Origin of the sequence: Arthrobacter sp. AG1021 (genome assembly GCF_003633665.1) — a bacterium.
GTDB lineage: Bacteria > Actinomycetota > Actinomycetes > Actinomycetales > Micrococcaceae > Glutamicibacter > Glutamicibacter soli.
In genome coordinates this window covers 1-16,252 of sequence record NZ_RBLB01000014.1, presented here as the reverse complement: position 1 = coordinate 16,252, position 16,252 = coordinate 1, and the positions used below count along the sequence as shown (strand labels likewise).

14 protein-coding genes are annotated in these 16,252 nt (G+C 64.9%); 7 read left to right on the top strand and 7 right to left on the bottom strand.

Annotated features, from left to right (window positions below; translation table 11 throughout):
- Positions 1–383 precede the first annotated feature (383 nt).
- Positions 384–566 carry a hypothetical protein gene (locus DFO58_RS17805; protein WP_120991906.1) on the top strand — a complete coding sequence of 61 codons (183 nt, stop codon included), beginning with the start codon at positions 384–386 and terminating at the stop codon, positions 564–566.
- On the opposite strand, the gene DFO58_RS17800 is transcribed toward DFO58_RS17805, so the two are convergent.
- The gene (locus tag DFO58_RS17800) at positions 563–1,015 is read right to left on the bottom strand and encodes a hypothetical protein (protein ID WP_120991905.1); all 453 of its coding nucleotides are present in this window, start codon (positions 1,013–1,015) and stop codon (positions 563–565) included. The genes DFO58_RS17805 and DFO58_RS17800 overlap by 4 nt on opposite strands.
- A gap of 17 nt (positions 1,016–1,032) precedes the next feature.
- Complete coding sequence (locus tag DFO58_RS17795) at positions 1,033–1,686, bottom strand: GntR family transcriptional regulator (RefSeq protein ID WP_053797170.1); 654 nt, start codon at positions 1,684–1,686, stop codon at positions 1,033–1,035.
- 131 nt (positions 1,687–1,817) lie between these two features.
- Here DFO58_RS17795 and DFO58_RS17790 point away from each other — a divergent pair, with 131 nt between their 5' ends.
- Entirely contained in the window at positions 1,818–4,649 is a 2,832-nt protein-coding gene (locus DFO58_RS17790; RefSeq protein WP_082123727.1) for an FAD-binding and (Fe-S)-binding domain-containing protein, read from the top strand.
- 60 nt (positions 4,650–4,709) lie between these two features.
- On the opposite strand, the gene DFO58_RS17785 is transcribed toward DFO58_RS17790, so the two are convergent.
- The 3 genes from DFO58_RS17785 to DFO58_RS17775 all read right to left on the bottom strand — a co-directional run bounded on the left by DFO58_RS17785 (position 4,710) and on the right by DFO58_RS17775 (position 6,395).
- A complete protein-coding gene (locus DFO58_RS17785) occupies positions 4,710–5,321 on the bottom strand; it encodes an FABP family protein (protein WP_047117696.1) in 612 nt (203 codons plus the stop codon).
- A 15-nt stretch (positions 5,322–5,336) separates the two neighbouring features.
- Positions 5,337–5,792, bottom strand: a complete 456-nt coding sequence (locus DFO58_RS17780; RefSeq protein ID WP_120991904.1) for a Fur family transcriptional regulator — start codon at positions 5,790–5,792, stop codon at positions 5,337–5,339.
- Positions 5,793–5,918: 126 nt separating this feature from the next.
- Positions 5,919–6,395, bottom strand: a complete 477-nt coding sequence (locus DFO58_RS17775) for a MarR family transcriptional regulator (RefSeq protein WP_120991903.1) — start codon at positions 6,393–6,395, stop codon at positions 5,919–5,921.
- 126 nt (positions 6,396–6,521) lie between these two features.
- On the opposite strand from DFO58_RS17775, the gene DFO58_RS17770 reads away from it, so the two are divergent.
- From DFO58_RS17770 to DFO58_RS17755, 4 genes are all read left to right on the top strand, one after another.
- Positions 6,522–7,868, top strand: a complete 1,347-nt coding sequence (locus DFO58_RS17770) for a TIGR01777 family oxidoreductase (protein ID WP_120991902.1) — start codon at positions 6,522–6,524, stop codon at positions 7,866–7,868.
- Positions 7,869–8,227: 359 nt separating this feature from the next.
- Positions 8,228–9,295 carry an ECF transporter S component gene (locus tag DFO58_RS18365; protein ID WP_147407333.1) on the top strand — a complete coding sequence of 356 codons (1,068 nt, stop codon included), beginning with the start codon at positions 8,228–8,230 and terminating at the stop codon, positions 9,293–9,295.
- Between the two features lie 202 nt (positions 9,296–9,497).
- Positions 9,498–11,150 (top strand): thiamine pyrophosphate-binding protein, encoded by a 1,653-nt coding sequence (locus tag DFO58_RS17760; protein WP_053799292.1) that lies wholly within the window; start codon positions 9,498–9,500, stop codon positions 11,148–11,150.
- A gap of 148 nt (positions 11,151–11,298) precedes the next feature.
- Complete coding sequence (locus tag DFO58_RS17755; RefSeq protein ID WP_047117700.1) at positions 11,299–12,276, top strand: hypothetical protein; 978 nt, start codon at positions 11,299–11,301, stop codon at positions 12,274–12,276.
- On the opposite strand, the gene DFO58_RS17750 is transcribed toward DFO58_RS17755, so the two are convergent.
- Positions 12,273–13,574 (bottom strand): D-arabinono-1,4-lactone oxidase, encoded by a 1,302-nt coding sequence (locus tag DFO58_RS17750; RefSeq protein WP_183043260.1) that lies wholly within the window; start codon positions 13,572–13,574, stop codon positions 12,273–12,275. The two genes, DFO58_RS17755 and DFO58_RS17750, sit on opposite strands and share 4 nt — an antisense overlap.
- Positions 13,571–14,761: an alanine racemase gene (locus DFO58_RS17745; RefSeq protein ID WP_120991900.1), complete on the bottom strand. Its 1,191-nt coding sequence runs from the start codon at positions 14,759–14,761 to the stop codon at positions 13,571–13,573. The genes DFO58_RS17750 and DFO58_RS17745 overlap by 4 nt, the downstream gene beginning before the upstream one ends.
- Here DFO58_RS17745 and DFO58_RS17740 point away from each other — a divergent pair.
- Positions 14,729–15,661 carry a hypothetical protein gene (locus DFO58_RS17740; RefSeq protein ID WP_286163664.1) on the top strand — a complete coding sequence of 311 codons (933 nt, stop codon included), beginning with the start codon at positions 14,729–14,731 and terminating at the stop codon, positions 15,659–15,661. The genes DFO58_RS17745 and DFO58_RS17740 overlap by 33 nt on opposite strands.
- The last annotated feature ends 591 nt before the right edge of the window (positions 15,662–16,252 follow it).

Below are 16,252 nucleotides of genomic sequence, written 5' to 3'. Positions count from 1 at the left end.
TATACGTGGAGTTGCGTTAAAGGATGGCCCCCACCTGGGCCTGGCAGGCGCCAAGACTGGCAATCGCCTTGGAATCGGGCAGTTTGCGTTTCGACTGCCCGAACGGTGGGTAGCGTGAAAAGACGTTCAGCCGGCGGGTGTCAAACCCCCGGCGTGATGACTAAGGAGAGGAAAAGATGTTCGACCGCCATCCCACCGACCCGCCCATCAATCCCACCGATCCCACCGGGCCCATTGCGCCTCCGAGTGACCCCACCGCCCCGGACGGTCCGGTTATCGACCCGACGGCGCCGCCGGAGCCGCCATTCGACCCGACCGCTCCGCCGGTCCCGCCGGAGCCGGAAACCGCCCCGGAACGCTAGCTCAACGAAAGGGAAGAAGCCATGGGAGAAAAGCACATTCCTGAAAAAGAGCACCCGATCCCGGGTGAGGGCCCTGCATCCCAGGATCATGTCTCGGACCCGAAGCGTTCTGATGACGCCGGGCACGACTGGAGCGACGAAGGGGGAGCTACCGAGGAGGGCTCGGCTGCGCCGAGCGACGCCGGTGAGCGCGACCGGGACTAGGGGCGCGGGAAGAGCGCGAGCCAGCTGGCGATCCGCTGCTGGTCCGCGGTGCTGAATAGTGCCAGGCGCTGCACCTCTTCGCCGGCCGGCATCAGGAGTCCCGCCTCGTCCTTCGCCGCGTGCGCCAAGGCATCGCCCGCGGGGGAGCCTGTTCCCGCGTGCGCGCCGGTGGCGATGAACAGCGTGCTCGGTGAGCCGGACAGTGTTTCGATGATGCCGAGTCGTCCGCCCAGGAAGGAGCCCAGCTCGTCGGCGCGGAAGTGCCCGGTGGCATCCCTCGTGACCACTTCGACTGCGGGGATCAGCTTCTTGCCGCGCCGGCCCACGCCCAATTCCCGGGCTCGGAAGGTCGCTTGGCCTGCCTGCAGCGGTTCCAGGCTATCCAGCGCCCGCTCCGGGGCGCGCCCGGTTCCGGAGGCGGTTGGCTGCTTGCGTGAAAATAAGCCCATGGTCGTTCGTCCTTTCGCTAGCTGAGGGTGTCCAGATGCGCGGCCAGCTTGGCGCTCGCCGTCTGCAGGTGCTCAGCCAGCACTTGGGCCGCCTCCTGCCGGGACCCTGTGGAAATCAGTTCCAGCAGGCGCGCGTGCTCGGCGGCGATGTCCTGGGTGGACAACAGGGTGGCGTCCTGCACGTGCGTCATGCACAGCCGGATTTCATCCGTGAGCTGCGCGTAGATCGCGCTGGTGCGCGGCGAGCCCAGTGCCTGGACCAGGGCCGCGTGGAAACGCACGTCCGGTTCCACGATCTCGATGGGCGAGGCGTTGGATAACGCGGTGATCTGCGCGTTGGCCGCCAGCGCTGCCTCGGGTACCTGGCCGGTGCCGGCCAGCAGGCGCACGGCCTCCGCTTCGATGATGGCTCGGGTCTGGTAGATGTCGCGGGCATCGGCCGCGGACAGCACCCGCACCTTGGCGCTCTGGTGGGCGTTGCGCGTGAGCAGCCCGCTGGACACCAGGTTCTCCAGCGCGGCCTTGGCAGTGGGGCGGGCGACCTCGTAGTAGGCTGCCACGTCGACCTCGCCCAGCGGGGTGCCGGGAGAAAGCTCGCCGCTGAAGATGCGTTCGCGCAGCGACCTGATGACGGCCTGCACCACCGAAACCACTCCTAGACGGGCAGCCACATGCGTCCTTTCGGGCAGAAGTACATTGGACCTACCAAGTATCCCATGGCGCGTACTACTATGGCATGTGTACTTGTAAGACAATTTCCCGCAACGGTAGGCCACGCCTACGATCCACACAGGAGCGCACCATGGCATTGAGCACGCCAGCACTCGGCGAAACCACGGTTTCATCCAGCATCCTCGACCTGGTCGGCGAGCCCGACCGGGTGAAGACCCGATCCATCGACCGCGTGGCCTATGCCTCGGACGCGTCGCACTACCTGTACACCCCGCAGGCGGTGGTGCTGGCCAAGGACGCCCGCGAGGTCTCGCAGCTGCTGGCCGCTGCCAACCGGAACAACCAGCCGGTGACCCTGCGCTCAGGCGGCACTTCGCTGGCCGGCCAGGCCAGCGGCGACGGGCTGATGATCGACGTGCGCAAGAATTTCCGCGGCATCACCGTGCTGGACGGCGGGCAGCGCGTACGTGTCCAGCCCGGCGCCACCATCCGCCAGGTCAACGCCCGGCTGGGCGTCTACGGCACCAAGCTGGGACCGGATCCCGCCAGCGAGGCCGCCTGCACCGTGGGTGGCGTCATCGCCAACAACTCCTCCGGCATGGCCTGCGGCACCGAGTTCAACACCTACCGCACCCTCGAATCCATGACCTTCGTGCTGCCCAGCGGCACCATGGTCGACACCGCCGCCCCGGACGCCGACGCCCTGCTGGCCGCCGCCGAACCGCAGCTGGTGGCCACCTTGGAAAAGCTGCGCGACCGGGTGCGCTCCAACCCGGATTCCGTGGCGAAGATCGAGAAGCACTTCGCGCTGAAGAACACCATGGGCTACGGCATCAACGCATTCCTCGACTTCGACTCCCCGGCGCAGCTGATGGCCCATCTGATCATCGGCTCCGAAGGCACGCTGGCCTTCGTGGCCGAGGCGGTGTTCCGCACCGTGCCGATCCGCAAGCTGGCCGTCGCCACCCTGGCGGTCTTCGACAACCTGGATCTGGCCACCCGCGCGCTGCCCGAGCTGCTGGATTCGGGCGCCGCGACCCTTGAGCTCATGGACTCCACCTCGCTGCGCGTCGGGCAGTCGCTGCCCGGCGTGCCCGAAGCCATCATGGGCTTCGAGGTGGACCGGCAGGCCGCCCTGCTCATCGAATACCACGCAGACAACGACGAGCAGCTGCGCGGGCTGCAGGATGCCGGGCAGAAGCTGCTGGACACCGCCGCGCTGCGCGCCCCGGCCGTGCTCTCCCCGGACGCGAAGAACCGCCAGGCGGCCTGGAAGTTCCGCAAGGGGCTGTACGCCTCGGTGGCCGGAGCCCGCGTCTCGGGCACCACCGCGCTGCTGGAGGACGTCGCGGTGCCGGTGCCGTCGCTGGCTGAAACCTGCGGCAGCCTGCAGGAGCTGTTCACCGAATACGGCTACGAGGACTCGGTGATCTTCGGCCACGCCAAGGACGGCAACATCCACTTCATGCTCACCGACCGCTTCGAGGGCGAGCGGGCGCTGAACCGCTACAACGGATTCAACGACAAGATGGTGGACCTGATCCTGTCCAAGGGCGGCAACCTGAAGGCCGAGCACGGCACCGGCCGCGCCATGGCCCCGTTCGTCCGCGCCCAGTACGGCGAGGAGCTCTACGACGTGCACCTGGAACTCAAGGCCGCCTGCGATCCGCGCCTGATGATGAACCCCGGGGTCATCATCGACGAGGACCACTCGGCCCACATCCGCAACATCAAGCTGAACGCCACCATCGAGGTGGAGGCCGACCGCTGCGTCGAATGCGGCTACTGCGAGCCGGTCTGCCCCTCCAAGGACCTGACCCTCACCCCGCGCCAGCGCATCGTGGTGCGCCGCGCCATCGCCAAGGCGGAGGCGGAAGGCAACCGGGAGCTGGCCGCGGAGCTTGAGAAGGACTACGACTACAACGGCGTGCAGACCTGCGCCGTGGACGGCATGTGCGTCACCGCCTGCCCGGTGGGCATTAATACCGGCCTGCTGGTCAAGCGCCTGCGCCGCGAGGACGCGAACCCCGCGCTGGCCGCAGGGTTCAAGACCGCCGCCAAGGGCTGGGGCGGCGCCACGCGCGCCGGCTCGCTGGCCCTGAGCGTGGCTGACAAGTTCCCCGTGGGCCTGGTCCGCGGGGTCACCGATGCGGCGCGCAAGGTCATCAGCACCGATGTCATGCCGCGCTACGACGCGGAACTGCCCGGCGGCGGCAAGGCCCGCAAGCCGCTGGCCGGAATCCTGGGCGCCGCCGGCACCGAACCGCTGGCCATCTACCTGCCGGCCTGCGTGAACTCAATGTTCGGCCCGGCCGGCGAGGGCCAGGGCGTCGCTTCGGCGTTCACGCAGCTGCTGCACGCGGCCGGCGTCTCGGTCTACGTCCCGCAGGGCATCGAGTCGATGTGCTGCGGCACCCCGTGGAGCTCCAAGGGCTACGCCGACGGCCACGACCTCATGGCCCAGCGGGTGCTCGACGAGGTGGCGGCGGCGCTGCCGGGCAGGAACCTGCCGGTCATCTCCGACGCCTCCAGCTGCACCGAGGGCTTCGCCCACACGCTGGAAGAGCACGGCTACACCGTGGTGGACCTGCTCGCCTTCACCGCCCAGCACCTGCTGGAAAAGCTGCCCGAGGGCCGGAAGGTCTCCTCGCTGACCCTGCACCCGACCTGCTCCTCCACGCAGATGGGGCTGAATCCCGATTTGGAGAAGGTGGCGCGGGCGGCCGCGGACACCGTGAACGTGCCGGTCAATTGGGGCTGCTGCGCCTATGCGGGCGACCGCGGCATGCTGCATCCGGAGCTGACCGCCTCCGCCACCGCCGCCGAGGCAGCCGAGGTGCGCGAACTCGATGCCCAGGCCCATGCTTCCTGCAACCGCACCTGCGAGCTGGGCATGACGCGCGCAACCGGCAAGGACTACCGCCATGTGATCGAATTGCTGGCGGAAGCAGTCGCGCGGTAGGCGCAAGGCCGGACGGCGGCGGGGCCGGGTGCGATATTCGCATCCGGCCCCGCCGCCGCCTTATTCTCCCGGATGGAAGCGCTTGACCCGGTGCAGGGTATTGACGTCGGTATGGCGCATTTCCGCGCCGAGGGCCACCAGGCGCAGCAGCAGGTCCGAGGTGTAGCTGAAGCTGCCGTCCTCGTGGAAGGTGAAGGAGCTGCTGAACTCCTTGATCTCCGCGCGTTCCATCAGGTACTTGTTCTGCAGCACCCCGTAGGAGGGATCTCCCGGGGTGGCGTTGAAGTGCACGGTGGTGTCGCGCGGTCCGGCGGTGCTACCGGCCAGCACCGCGATGCCGCGGCCGAAGACCACGTTGCGCATCACCTGGCTGTTCTCGCGGTCCCAGAGCAGGAAGCCGATTTCGTCGTGGAACGGGTCCATGGCCTCCTCGCCGTGGCGCCAGGCCGTCATCGAGTAGTTCAATCCCCACAGGGTCTGCTTGCCGTTTTCCTGGATCGGGATGGGCTTGAACACCGCGCGCTCGTAGTAGCCGGTTTCGCTCGTTTCGTCGGTGAGGTTGTGGTAGGAAAGGTCGACCCCGGCATTCCCCTCCCATTCGCCGACGAGCGGGGTGAGTGGACCGAGCTTCTGCGGTCCCTGGATGGTCGAGGTTCTTGCCAAGACGGTCATGGCTGGGTTCTCCGATCAGTGAGTGGTAATCGTGGTGCCGTGTGGTGCGGCCGGCGGGATGCCGGGTCGGCATTCAGGGCAGAGCCCCCAGTAGGTGACTTCTGCTTCCTCGATCGCATACCCGGTAGCGTCCAGGGGCCTGAGGCACGGGGCCTTGCCGACAGGGCAGGGGACATCGGCGATGCGTCCGCAGGCGCGGCAGACCAGATGGTGGTGGTTGTCCCCGCGGGCCAGCTCGAAAACCGCCGGGGATCCGGGCAGCTCGATGCTGCGCAGGATTCCGGCGCCGGTCAGGGTGTGAACGACATCGTAAACGGCCTGGGTCGACACGCGGCCGATGCGCTGCCGCGCGCCGGCGGCGATTCGCGCGACATCGATGTGGGAGCGCAGGAGCAGCTCGTCGAGGACCGCACGCCGCGGCCGGGTGACGCGCATTCCCAGCTCCCGCAGTCGCGTTTCGAGCTCTTTCATGCCGGCCTTCCCGCAATTGAATTGATCAATTCCAATGTAGGCACAACATTTGCATTAAGCAAGAGTTGCCTCAAGCAAGTCTTTGGATGTGCGAGCTCATGGTCAGGAACGCTGGATTGGCGACGGCTACAGGGGCAGGTGAGTGCTGTTCGGCTGGAGGATGCTGTGGCCAACCAGGCCGTGCAGCTTGTCCAGGGCAGCCGCGCAGGCGGCCCGCTCCGCGGGTTCCAGCAGGTCCAGGGCCTCGCTCAGGTCCTGTCGTCGGCGTTCGGTGACCTGCTGCACGACCTGGCGGCCCGAGGCCGTCAGCTCCAAGGTGACCACACTGCGGTGCGCGGGGTCCGAGCCCCGCGTCAGGTGCCCGGAGGCATTGAGCCTGTCGGCCAGCCGGGTGATGGATGAATTGCCCACGCCCAGTGCCTTGGCGCAGTCGCTGGATGTCGACCGACCCCGGCGTTGCAAGGTCAGCAGCAGACGGAACTGGGGCAGGGATACCTCGAGCTGTTCAACGCTGCTCAGCGCCAGCTCCACGAGGTCCTGCGTGGCGCATTCGAAAGCCGCGAGCTCTTGCTCCGAGGTCTGCGGCCGATCCTGGATTCCCATGGAAACCAGTTTGTCACAGGAGCGCCGGCCGGCAGGGTCTGCCGCGTGGCATCGGGCGTGGGCGGAGCTCCTTGAAACTTGCTTGAAGTCGTATCCGCAAGTGGCGAAAACTGGTTGAATGTGGGCATGGCCGTCATTCTTGAAACAGCAATACCGTTCCCCGCCGACGAAGTGTTCGCCTGGCACGAGCGGCCCGGCGCGATGAGCCGGCTGCTTCCTCCATGGCAGCCTGTCCGCGCAGTGCGCCAAGCGGAAAACCTGCGCGACGGCAGCTCCGAGCTGGCGATGCCTGCCGGATTGCGCTGGCACGCCCGGCATCTTGCCGACGGGTATGTGCCCGGTCGCGTCTTCGTGGACGAGCTGGCGCCGCAGGGGCTCGCTCAGGCGCCGCTGCGGCCGATCCGCTGGCACCACGAGCACCACATCCTGCCCGACGGGCCGCAGCAGTGCGTGCTACGCGACGAAGTCAGCACCAATATGCCGCAGAACATGGTGCGGCGCATGCTCGCCTACCGGCACCGTCAGCTGTCCGAGGACCTGCGGGCCCACCAGCGCGCGGCGCAGCACGGCCTGAAGCCGCTGACCGTCGCACTGACCGGTTCGCACGGCATGGTGGGAACCTCCCTGGGTGCTCTTCTCGAATCGGGTGGGCACCGGGTCATCCGGTTGGTTCGTTCGGCCCCCCAAGGTCCGAATGAACGCCTTTGGAATCCCGAGAGCCCCGACGAATCCTGCCTGGATGGGTGCGACGCGGTCGTCCATCTGGCCGGGGCGAGTATCGCCGGGCGATTCAATAGTGAGCACCGCAGGAAGATCCGCGACAGCCGCATCGAGCCCACGCGCCGGCTGGCGCAGCTGGCTGCGCAGTCCGGTGTCGCGGTCTTCATCAGCGCCTCGGCCATCGGCCTGTACGGCGCCGACGCCGGAGAAGACGAGCTGACCGAAGACGCCCCATACGGCCGGGACTTCCTTGCGGAAGTTGTCCGCGACTGGGAGCAGGCGGCCCAGACGGGGCCCGACGGCGGCATGCGCCGGGTCCAGGTCCGCACCGGTCTGGTGCAAAGCCCCACCGGCGGGCTGCTGCGCCAAATGCGTCCGCTCTATGAAGCAGGGCTGGGCGGCAGGCTGGGCGATGGCCGGCAGTGGCAGTCCTGGATTGGACTGGATGACCTGGTGGACATCTACCACCGCGCACTGTGGGACAGCGAACTTCAGGGTCCGGTCAACGCGACCGCGCCCACCCCGGTGCGCAACAGCGAGTACTCGGCCGTGCTGGCCAAGGTGCTGCACCGCCCCGAGATCTTCCCGGTGCCTGCCTTCGGGCCGCGGCTGCTGCTGGGCGACGAAGGTGCGCAGCTGCTGGCGTTGGCCAGTCAGCGGGTCGTTCCCGCGAAGCTGTCAGCCCGAGGCCACACCTTCCGCTCCGAAGAGCTTCCCGATGCGCTGGCCCACCTGCTGGGCCGAGAGCTCTAGGCGCAGGTCCTGCGTCGGCACCCTTGGCGGGCTGTCAGCAGCGGGGTCTTGCCGTATTCGCGATAAAGTGTGCCACATGACCTCCTGAACATATATGCGAGTTGTCGTATGCACCGCAGGCCTTGAACTCGATGTCCTATTGCGAGACGGTCGCCGGTCCGGAAGGCCTGCGCGCCCCCACGTCATAAGGTATCGCGCGCGTACGGCAACCGTGCGTGGAATTCCGTCTTCCCGGATGATTCCGAACAATTCCAACCTTTCGGATACGATCTGACTAGCATCTTTATTTGGCGTCCAGAAACGCCGAAAACCGTCGGCAGTCGCCGACGGCCAGTCCGGCGATCGCTTGGAGGGCGGCCATGACGCAACACGCGGAGTCCCAAGATGTTCCGACCGACGCTTTCGATGCGATCGCCAGGGATCTCCAGACGCTGCGGATCGAAGCAGGCGACGTTCCCTACGCGGAAATCGTCCGCCGTATCGGGAAGTTGCGCGAGCTCTGCGGAGTAGATGCCGTCGCCGCGAGGCCTGCCCGAACCACTGTCTATGATGCTTTCCGCCTCGGCCGGACACGTATTAATGCCGAGCTTGTGGGGGAAATCGTGCAAGCCCTGGGCTGTTCGCCGGAGGAAGCGAAAACCTGGGAACGCAGATGCCTCCAAGCCCGTCTCGACAAAGCAGCAGCCAAGCGGCAGGCGTCCGCCGCCCCGCAGCCATCGCCAGCCGGGCCGACAGTTCACATCGTTTCCACTCTCGGACAGGAAAATACAGCTCCCAGCAGGCGACGGATATATATACTCCTTTCGGCATGCTTGATGCTGAACCTGGCGGGTTTCTGGCTAGTTGATGCGGCAGGGCTTCGGCTTTATCTGGACATGATCGGCACCGCTTTAGCCGCCATCGCCTGCGGGCCGTGGGCAGGGGTGCTTGTCGGTCTGGCGACCAACATCATTGGGCTGTCGATTACCGATTCATCGGCAGCGGCCTTCGGCCTGGTGAACATGACCGGGGCACTGGTCTGGGGGTACGGGGCGAAGCTGATCAAGCGCAACTCGGCGTTGCCGAAGTACGTTCTGCTCAACGTCGTGGTGGCTGTTGCATGTTCGGTGGTATCGAGCATCATCCTGGTTCTGCTTTTCGGAGGTATGACGGGGCACGCTTCGGAAACGACGATGCAGTCGATCCTTGCCAGCACCAGCTCGCTGGGCCTGGCGGTGTTCGAAGCCAACCTGATGTATTCGTTGGTGGACAAGCTGTTGACCGGATTCATCGTGATTGCATTGCTCGGACTCGTCAAGCAGTGGATCCGCGTCCCTGTCTACGAGCATGTTTCAGAGCATGCGCTGGATTCCCTGAACCGCGCCTACCGCTTGACGAAGACCGGATTCGGTTCCTTGCGGGCCCATCAGGGACGGGCCCTGGGATAGCCCGTTCAGCTCCGCGAGGAGCCCGGGACGCCCGCGCCTAGCGCAACACCACGATTCTGCCCTATCATCAATGAGTCAGGAAGCGCGACCAAGCGGATTCCGGCGCTCTCAAAAGGGGCGATACCCGTTGCCGAAACGCAACCGGTAGCGGCAGACATATATGGAATTTTCTTCAGCACCATACTTTTGAAAAGAGTCCATGATGTCTAGCGTTTCTGCCGCCATCGCCCATGCCCTCAAGCCACTTGCACCGCAGATCTTCGGTCTGATGGGCAACGGCAACGCACATTTCCTCGACGCGGCCGTGCGCCAAGGGTTCACCTATACCGCAGTTCGCCACGAATCGGCCGCGGTATCGGCCGCGGACACCTATTTCCGCATCTCCAACAAGCTCTCCATCGCTTCCACCACCTACGGCGCCGGCTACACGAATGCCGTGACCGCGCTGGCGGAGGCCGCCGCTGCACGCACCCCGCTGCTGTTCGTCACCGGCGACGCACCGACCTCGGGACTGCGCGGCTGGGACGTGGATCAGGCCGCCATTGATACCGCGGTACGCGCCCCGCGCTACGTGGTGGACCGGGAAACCCCGGGAGCCATCGCGTTGCAGGCCGCCGCGCATGCACTGCGCGAGCAATGCCCGGTGGTCCTGGCCATCCCCTACGACCTTGCCGCCCTCGAGACTTCCGAAACGGAACTTCCGGACTTCGCCGACCTCGGCCCCACGCCGCCCGCCCCGGAATTGAACTCCACCCAGCTTGAACAGGTCAGCTCGCTGCTGGCAGGCGCCCAGCGCCCGCACATCCTCTACGGCCGCGGCGCCATCGACGCCGCACCGCTGGTCAAGGAGCTGGCAGCCAAGATCGGCGCCACCACCTCCGGTACCCTGCTGGCCCGTGACCTGCTGGACTACCCCTACGATCTGGGAATCACTGGCGGCTTCGCCACCGAGAGGAACGCCGAGATCATCGCCCAAGCGGATGTCCTGCTGACCCTCGGTGCATCGCTGAACCAGTTCACCATGCGCTTCGGGGGCCTGGTCAACGAGTCCGCCACCCTGATCCAGATCGACCTGGCTGCCACCGCCACCAATCCACGGGTGGACTACTTCGCCACCGCCGATATCAGCGCCGCCGCCGCGCACCTGCTCCAGTCGGTGCCAGCGGCCGAAGCCTCGTGGGCCAAGGAGCTGGACCTCGCCGCGCTGCGTACCCGCCCTCTCGGCGACGCTAAGACCGCCGACGGCTTGCTGGATCCGCGCCGCGTGGCCAGCGAAATGGAGCGGATCCTGCCGGCCAACCGCGTGCTGGTGCAGGATGGCGGGCACTTCATCGGCTGGGGACCCATGTATTGGTCCACCAGCGGCGCCCGATCGCTGACCTGTGTCGGCACCGCCTACCAGTCCATTGGCCTGGGTATCGCTTCGATGGTAGGCGCCGCCGCCGCGGCCGATGGACGTACCGTGGTGCTGGCATCCGGCGACGGCGGCTTCCTCATGGGACTGGCAGACCTGGAATCCATCGTGCGCACCGTCACAAGCGGTGTCATCGTCATTTACAACGATTCGGCATACGGAGCCGAGGTGCACCAGTACGGATCGATCGGGCTGCACGAGGATCCGATGCTGATCCCGACCGTGGACTTCTCGGCACTGGCCCAAGGCATGGGCGCCACCGGCATCAAGGTTGAAACCTTGGATGACTTCGGCAAAGTCAGCGCATGGGTGGAAGCCGGGGCGCAGGGCGTTTGCCTTGTGGACGCACGCATCTCGGCGCATGTCCGAGCTCCGTACATGGAGGAAGTCCTGGAGGCGAACCGCAAGGCCGCCGGCGCTGCAGCATCACAATCGGATTAAGATGCTGGTCAGCGCGGTCCCCACCGCGTAGGGTTGCAGGGTGCACAAGTTTTTGGTTGGAACAGCGGGCCTGGGGATCGGGGCGCTGTTAATGCTCCCTGCAACCCCGTCTTTAGCCGCACCCACCGGCCCGAATGACGGGGCCGGTGTGACCGCACCCCTGCTGTCCGAAACTTCCCTGCGCGTGGCCACGATGGCAACCGACCTGAGCGGGGAGGAACCCGGAGACCTGTATCGGGATCTGCTGACCCGGACAGACACCGAAGCCCTACGCGTGGCCGATGCAATCAGCGTCGCGAATCCCGACATCGTGGTGCTGACCGGCATGGATGCCGATCCGGATGCGGTAAATACCTTCATCTCGGACTACCTGAACAGCCCGGACGACGAACATACCGATGTCGGCTACGCCTACTCCTATCTCGCAATCGGCTCCAGCGGAGTGCAGAGCGGCGCGGACCTGGACGGAGACCGCGTGGTCGGAGGCCCGGGCGATGCCTGGGGCCAGGGCGCATTCGCCGAACAGTCCTCGACTGTGGTGCTGTCCAAGTATCCGATCAACCAGCCGGACGTCGTTTCCGTGTCGGCGCTGAAGTGGGACGAGGTGGCAGGCAACAAGCTCTCAAGCTCCGAGCTGAGCGGTGCCGTGGCCGCGTCCATTCCGGTGATGCACAACGGGCTGTGGGACATCCCCATCGAGTATCGCGGTGAACGCGTCCATATCCTGGCGGCCCAAACCGAGCCAGCCCAGAGCAGCTACGGCTTCGGCGCACCACGCCAGAAGGACCAATTGAAGGTCATCTCCGACTACATCGCCGGGGAAGACTACGTTGTCGCAGACGACGGAGCCAAGGCTGGAGGCATCGACGAGAACCGCATCGTGGTGACCGGTGCATTGGCGCAGCGCACCGAGTTCACCGCAGCCGCGTTGGCTCTGGGCGATGAGCTCGGCCGGGATGACGCGTTGAACGACTCGGGGAACTTCGTCATTCCCAACCGGGGCTGGAACGTGCTGGGCCAGGGCCGCATCGGCGCCGAAGCCCCGGAAGATTTCCAGTTGCTGCCGGGCGCAACGCCCGAGAGCATCGAAACCTCCGACCTGATCTGGACCGACGTCCAGTTCTAGGCGTTCAGCAGTTCACGCAGGTAGCCGTTGACGAACCGTCCCTGGGGATCGACCTGCTGCCGCACGGCCTGGAAATCCTTGAACCTCGGATACAACTGGGTGAGCTCGGCCGCCCGCAGCGTGTGCTGCTTACCCCAGTGCGGACGTCCGCCGTGCGAACGCAGGATTGATTCCATGTCCGGGAAATACTGCGGGACCCGATCCCGGATATAGCGGTGCACCGCGATGTAAACGCTGTTTCGGCCGCTGGCAGTGCCCAGCCAGGTGTCGTCGCCGGCAGTTGTCCGGACTTCCAGCGGGAAAACGACAGGTGCGGGTCGAAGCTCGAAATAGCGGCGCAGTTCCGCAAACGCGGCAGCGAAGTTCTCCAGCGGCAGCGCGTACTCCATCTCGGTGAACTTCACCCGCCGCGGGCTGATGTAGGTCTGGTTCCACGACGCGGTGTAGCTGCGGTCTGAAAGGACCCGGCTGGCGAACCAATTGAGCCGGGGAATCATGCGCGGCATGGCGGCGCCTAGCGAACAGATTGCCTGCAGCCCGCCATTGGACAGCAGTTCATCGTTCACCCAGGTCCTGAGCCTGTCCGGCATCTTCGCCAGGGCATCGCCCGGCAGCCGCGTATTGGTTTTCACCTGGGCATTGCCGGTACCCGGGAACCAGAAGAACTCAAGATGGTCTTCCTGGGCCGCTCTTTCGACAAAACTTTCGGCCAACGGGTCGATGGCCTCGATGGTCTCGGTTGCGTGCATCATGTAGTGCGGGACGCACCGGAGCCGGACATGGGTGATGACACCCAACGCGCCCAATCCGACACGAGCCGCCTGGAACAGGTCCGGGTGCTCCGTGGCGCTGGCACGCACCTGCGTCCCGTCGGCCAGCATCAACCGCAGGCCGGTGACCGCGCCGCTGAATCCGGTGAATTTCAGGCCGGTGCCGTGGGTTCCGGTGCTGATGGCACCGGCGATGGACTGCCGGTCAATGTCGCCCATGTTCTCAAGCGCCAACCCGAAGGGCTCCAGCAGGTCAGGAACCTGCCACAACCTGGTCCCGGCCCGGAACGTCACCTCATGCGTTAGCGCATCAACTTCCTCGATTCCTTGGAGGCCGTCGAGATCCAGCAGGATGTCGTTGGTCTTCGCCAGCGGGGTGAATGAATGGCCGGCGCCCACGGTGCGTACGGTGTGCCCCTTGAGCGCCGCCGATTCGAGCAACCCGCCCAGCTGGTCCAGGGAGGTGATCGACTGGCGCATCGTCGGAGCGGCAGTCACGGTGCCGGAGAAATTCTGGAAGGTGCTCACAGGAAGGCTTTCCCTTCGCCTCGATAGGTTGGCCATTGGCCGCTGATCTTGGTCTTCGAGTAAACGGCCACCTTGTTGACCCGTTCTGCCGGCTCCCCGGATTTTGCATGGCGCAGCCATACGGTATCGCCGATGTTCAAGCGGTGCGCGGTCGGTCCGGTGAGCGGGGTCTGGACCTCGCCTGCGCCTTCCAATGGAAGGTAGCGCAGCTTGCGGGGGTGCTCGATGCTCGGCAATCGGTCCTTGCCTGCCGGACCTGATGCGGTCCAGCCGCCGCCGAGGATGGTGATCGTCTGGTGATCCGGTCTGCGGACTACTGGGAACCCCAGGAACAGGGCGGGGGAGGGGGAGAACGAGCGGAAGGAGTCGAACAACGCCGGGGCGAAGAGGCCGGAGCCCGCTGCCAGCTCCGTCACCGCTGCTTCCTGGGTGGTGGTTTCAAAGGATCCCGTGCCTCCGGCATTGACGAAACGCAGGTCCGCGATTCCTCGCACTCGGCTCACGGCCTCGGCGCGCCGCTCGGCAAGCTCGGCAGCGCTGCGCTTCCTAAGCGCCCGGGCGATCCAGGCCTTGGGGGCGAACCCTCCATCCGGGACCGAGGCGATCTGGGATTCGTAGGCCATGAGCCCGTCCAGTTCGAACCCCTTCCGGCGCTGGACCTCCTCGGCGAGTGAAGCCAGATCCTCCGGCTCGGCTAACGGAGACCGCGCTGCCCCGATACGCAGTCCCGCCGTCGGATAGTACGCGGCATCCAGTTCAAGGGCGACCTTCAGTGGGTGATGGTGCGGGACGATCCGATCGATGAGATCCAGTTGCGCAACGGAGTCGACCATCACCGTGATCTCAGCGCGGGCTTGCTCGCTGGTTGCCCAACGGCTGATAGCCTCCGTGTCGGTCTGGGGATAGGCCACCACCAGGTCCTTCAGCCCATGGCTCGCCAGCCAGAGTGCTTCGCCCAGGGTAAAACACAGCACTCCGCTGAACCCGTCGGCGGCCAGTGCCCGTTCAAGGGCCTTGCGGACGCGCAGGGATTTGGAGGCGACGCGTATCGGGGTTCCTCCGGCTCGTTCGCGAAGGGCGATCACGTTGGCATCGAAGGCATCAAGATCCAGCAATGCTACTGGTCGTTCGTTGACCCCGGCTTGTTTCACAGCGTGGTTGTACCGTTTGGCCTGCGCGTTCTTCATATCCCAACTCTTCCATCGGTGTTTGGGTCTTTCAAGGACTGGGTCGAACATGATTGGCATTCCGAGGATATTCAGGTATCGGAAGCATCCGATTCACGGAAACTTACAGGTTTGGCTCGATATGCTGGCACCATCATGAGCAAAGATCCCATTTCGATGACGGTCATCGGCAACGATGGCAAACCACGTACTGTAATCCAGGACGCCATCATGAAAGGTGTCGGCGTCCAGCGACCGCTGGTTCTTGCATATTTGAAACGGCTGCGCCGCAAGCACCCCGAGGCCACGGCGGCAGAACTCGCCAAGATTGCCGAGCGCGACTACTTGAAAATCGTGACCGGTTCGGGAGCAGCCGTTGGCGGCACCGCAGCCATCCCCGCGGTGGGCACCGGTGCCGCACTGGGCCTGTCTGTGGCAGCCACCCTTGGATTCCTCGAAGCTTCTGCACTATATGCGCAGACCCTTGCTGAGCTCCACGGAATTGCCATCGAAGACCCGGAACGATCCCGAGTGCTGGTTATGGGTGTGCTGATGGGTGAGGAAGGCAGCGCCATGATCGCCGGCCTCACCCGGCAGGCGGCCGGGCGCGGCGGCGGGCCGATCAAGGGGTGGGCCAAGGCCTTCGGCGCGAACAAGTCGACGAGCTTCTATGCTTCACTGCAAAAAACGATGCAGAAGTCGTTCATGCGCAAGGTTGTAGGCACCCAAGCCGCAAGCGTTGTCGGCAGGATCGTTCCCTTCGGCGTGGGAGCTGTCATCGGTGGCGCCGGCAACCGTTTCCTGGCCAAGCGTGTTGTTGAAACTGCAGCAGTCGCCTTCGCTGGGATTCCCACCATGGCCCCAGACCAGCTGGAATTGGATGATCCGCGGATCGTCGACGTCGAAGTCATCGAAGAATAGTAAAGGTCAAGCGCAACCCCGTAAATATAGAGTGGCTGCCCGGGACCGGGAGTTTTCATGTGTCGGGCGGGTGTCGAGCGGGGCGCAACGGGATAAAGAATTCCGGTTAGGGCGGGCCGCAGTCGCTTAAAACCGCGCGTTCTCGGGCGTTAAGCGCATAAAAAGCCAGTAATGAACACGATTCTGTTTTTATGTGTCCACGCTCACCGCCCCGCAGCACCCCGCCGATTTGCAGACCCCCGACAACCCGTGTATAGTTTTTCCTTGTCGCCACGAGCCGGACGGAACACCAACCGACCAGGACGAGGCGGCGAAAACCCCGGAAAATCAAGGTTTTCCACACCATGTGTGGATAAGCTGGAATTGAATGGGAATCAAAGAATACTGGTTCAAATCACAAAGAATCGATTTGACTTTCAGAATTCAATGATTATAAAATATGAATATAACGCTGGACGATATCGCCTCCTGGAATAGGGGTGGCGGAGAACCGGTAAGTGTTTGTTGTTTGAGAACTCAATAGTGTGCCAAGTTTGTTGATACCAAATTATTTTTTGTTTGGTGAATACGAAACATTTTGCTTGGGATGAT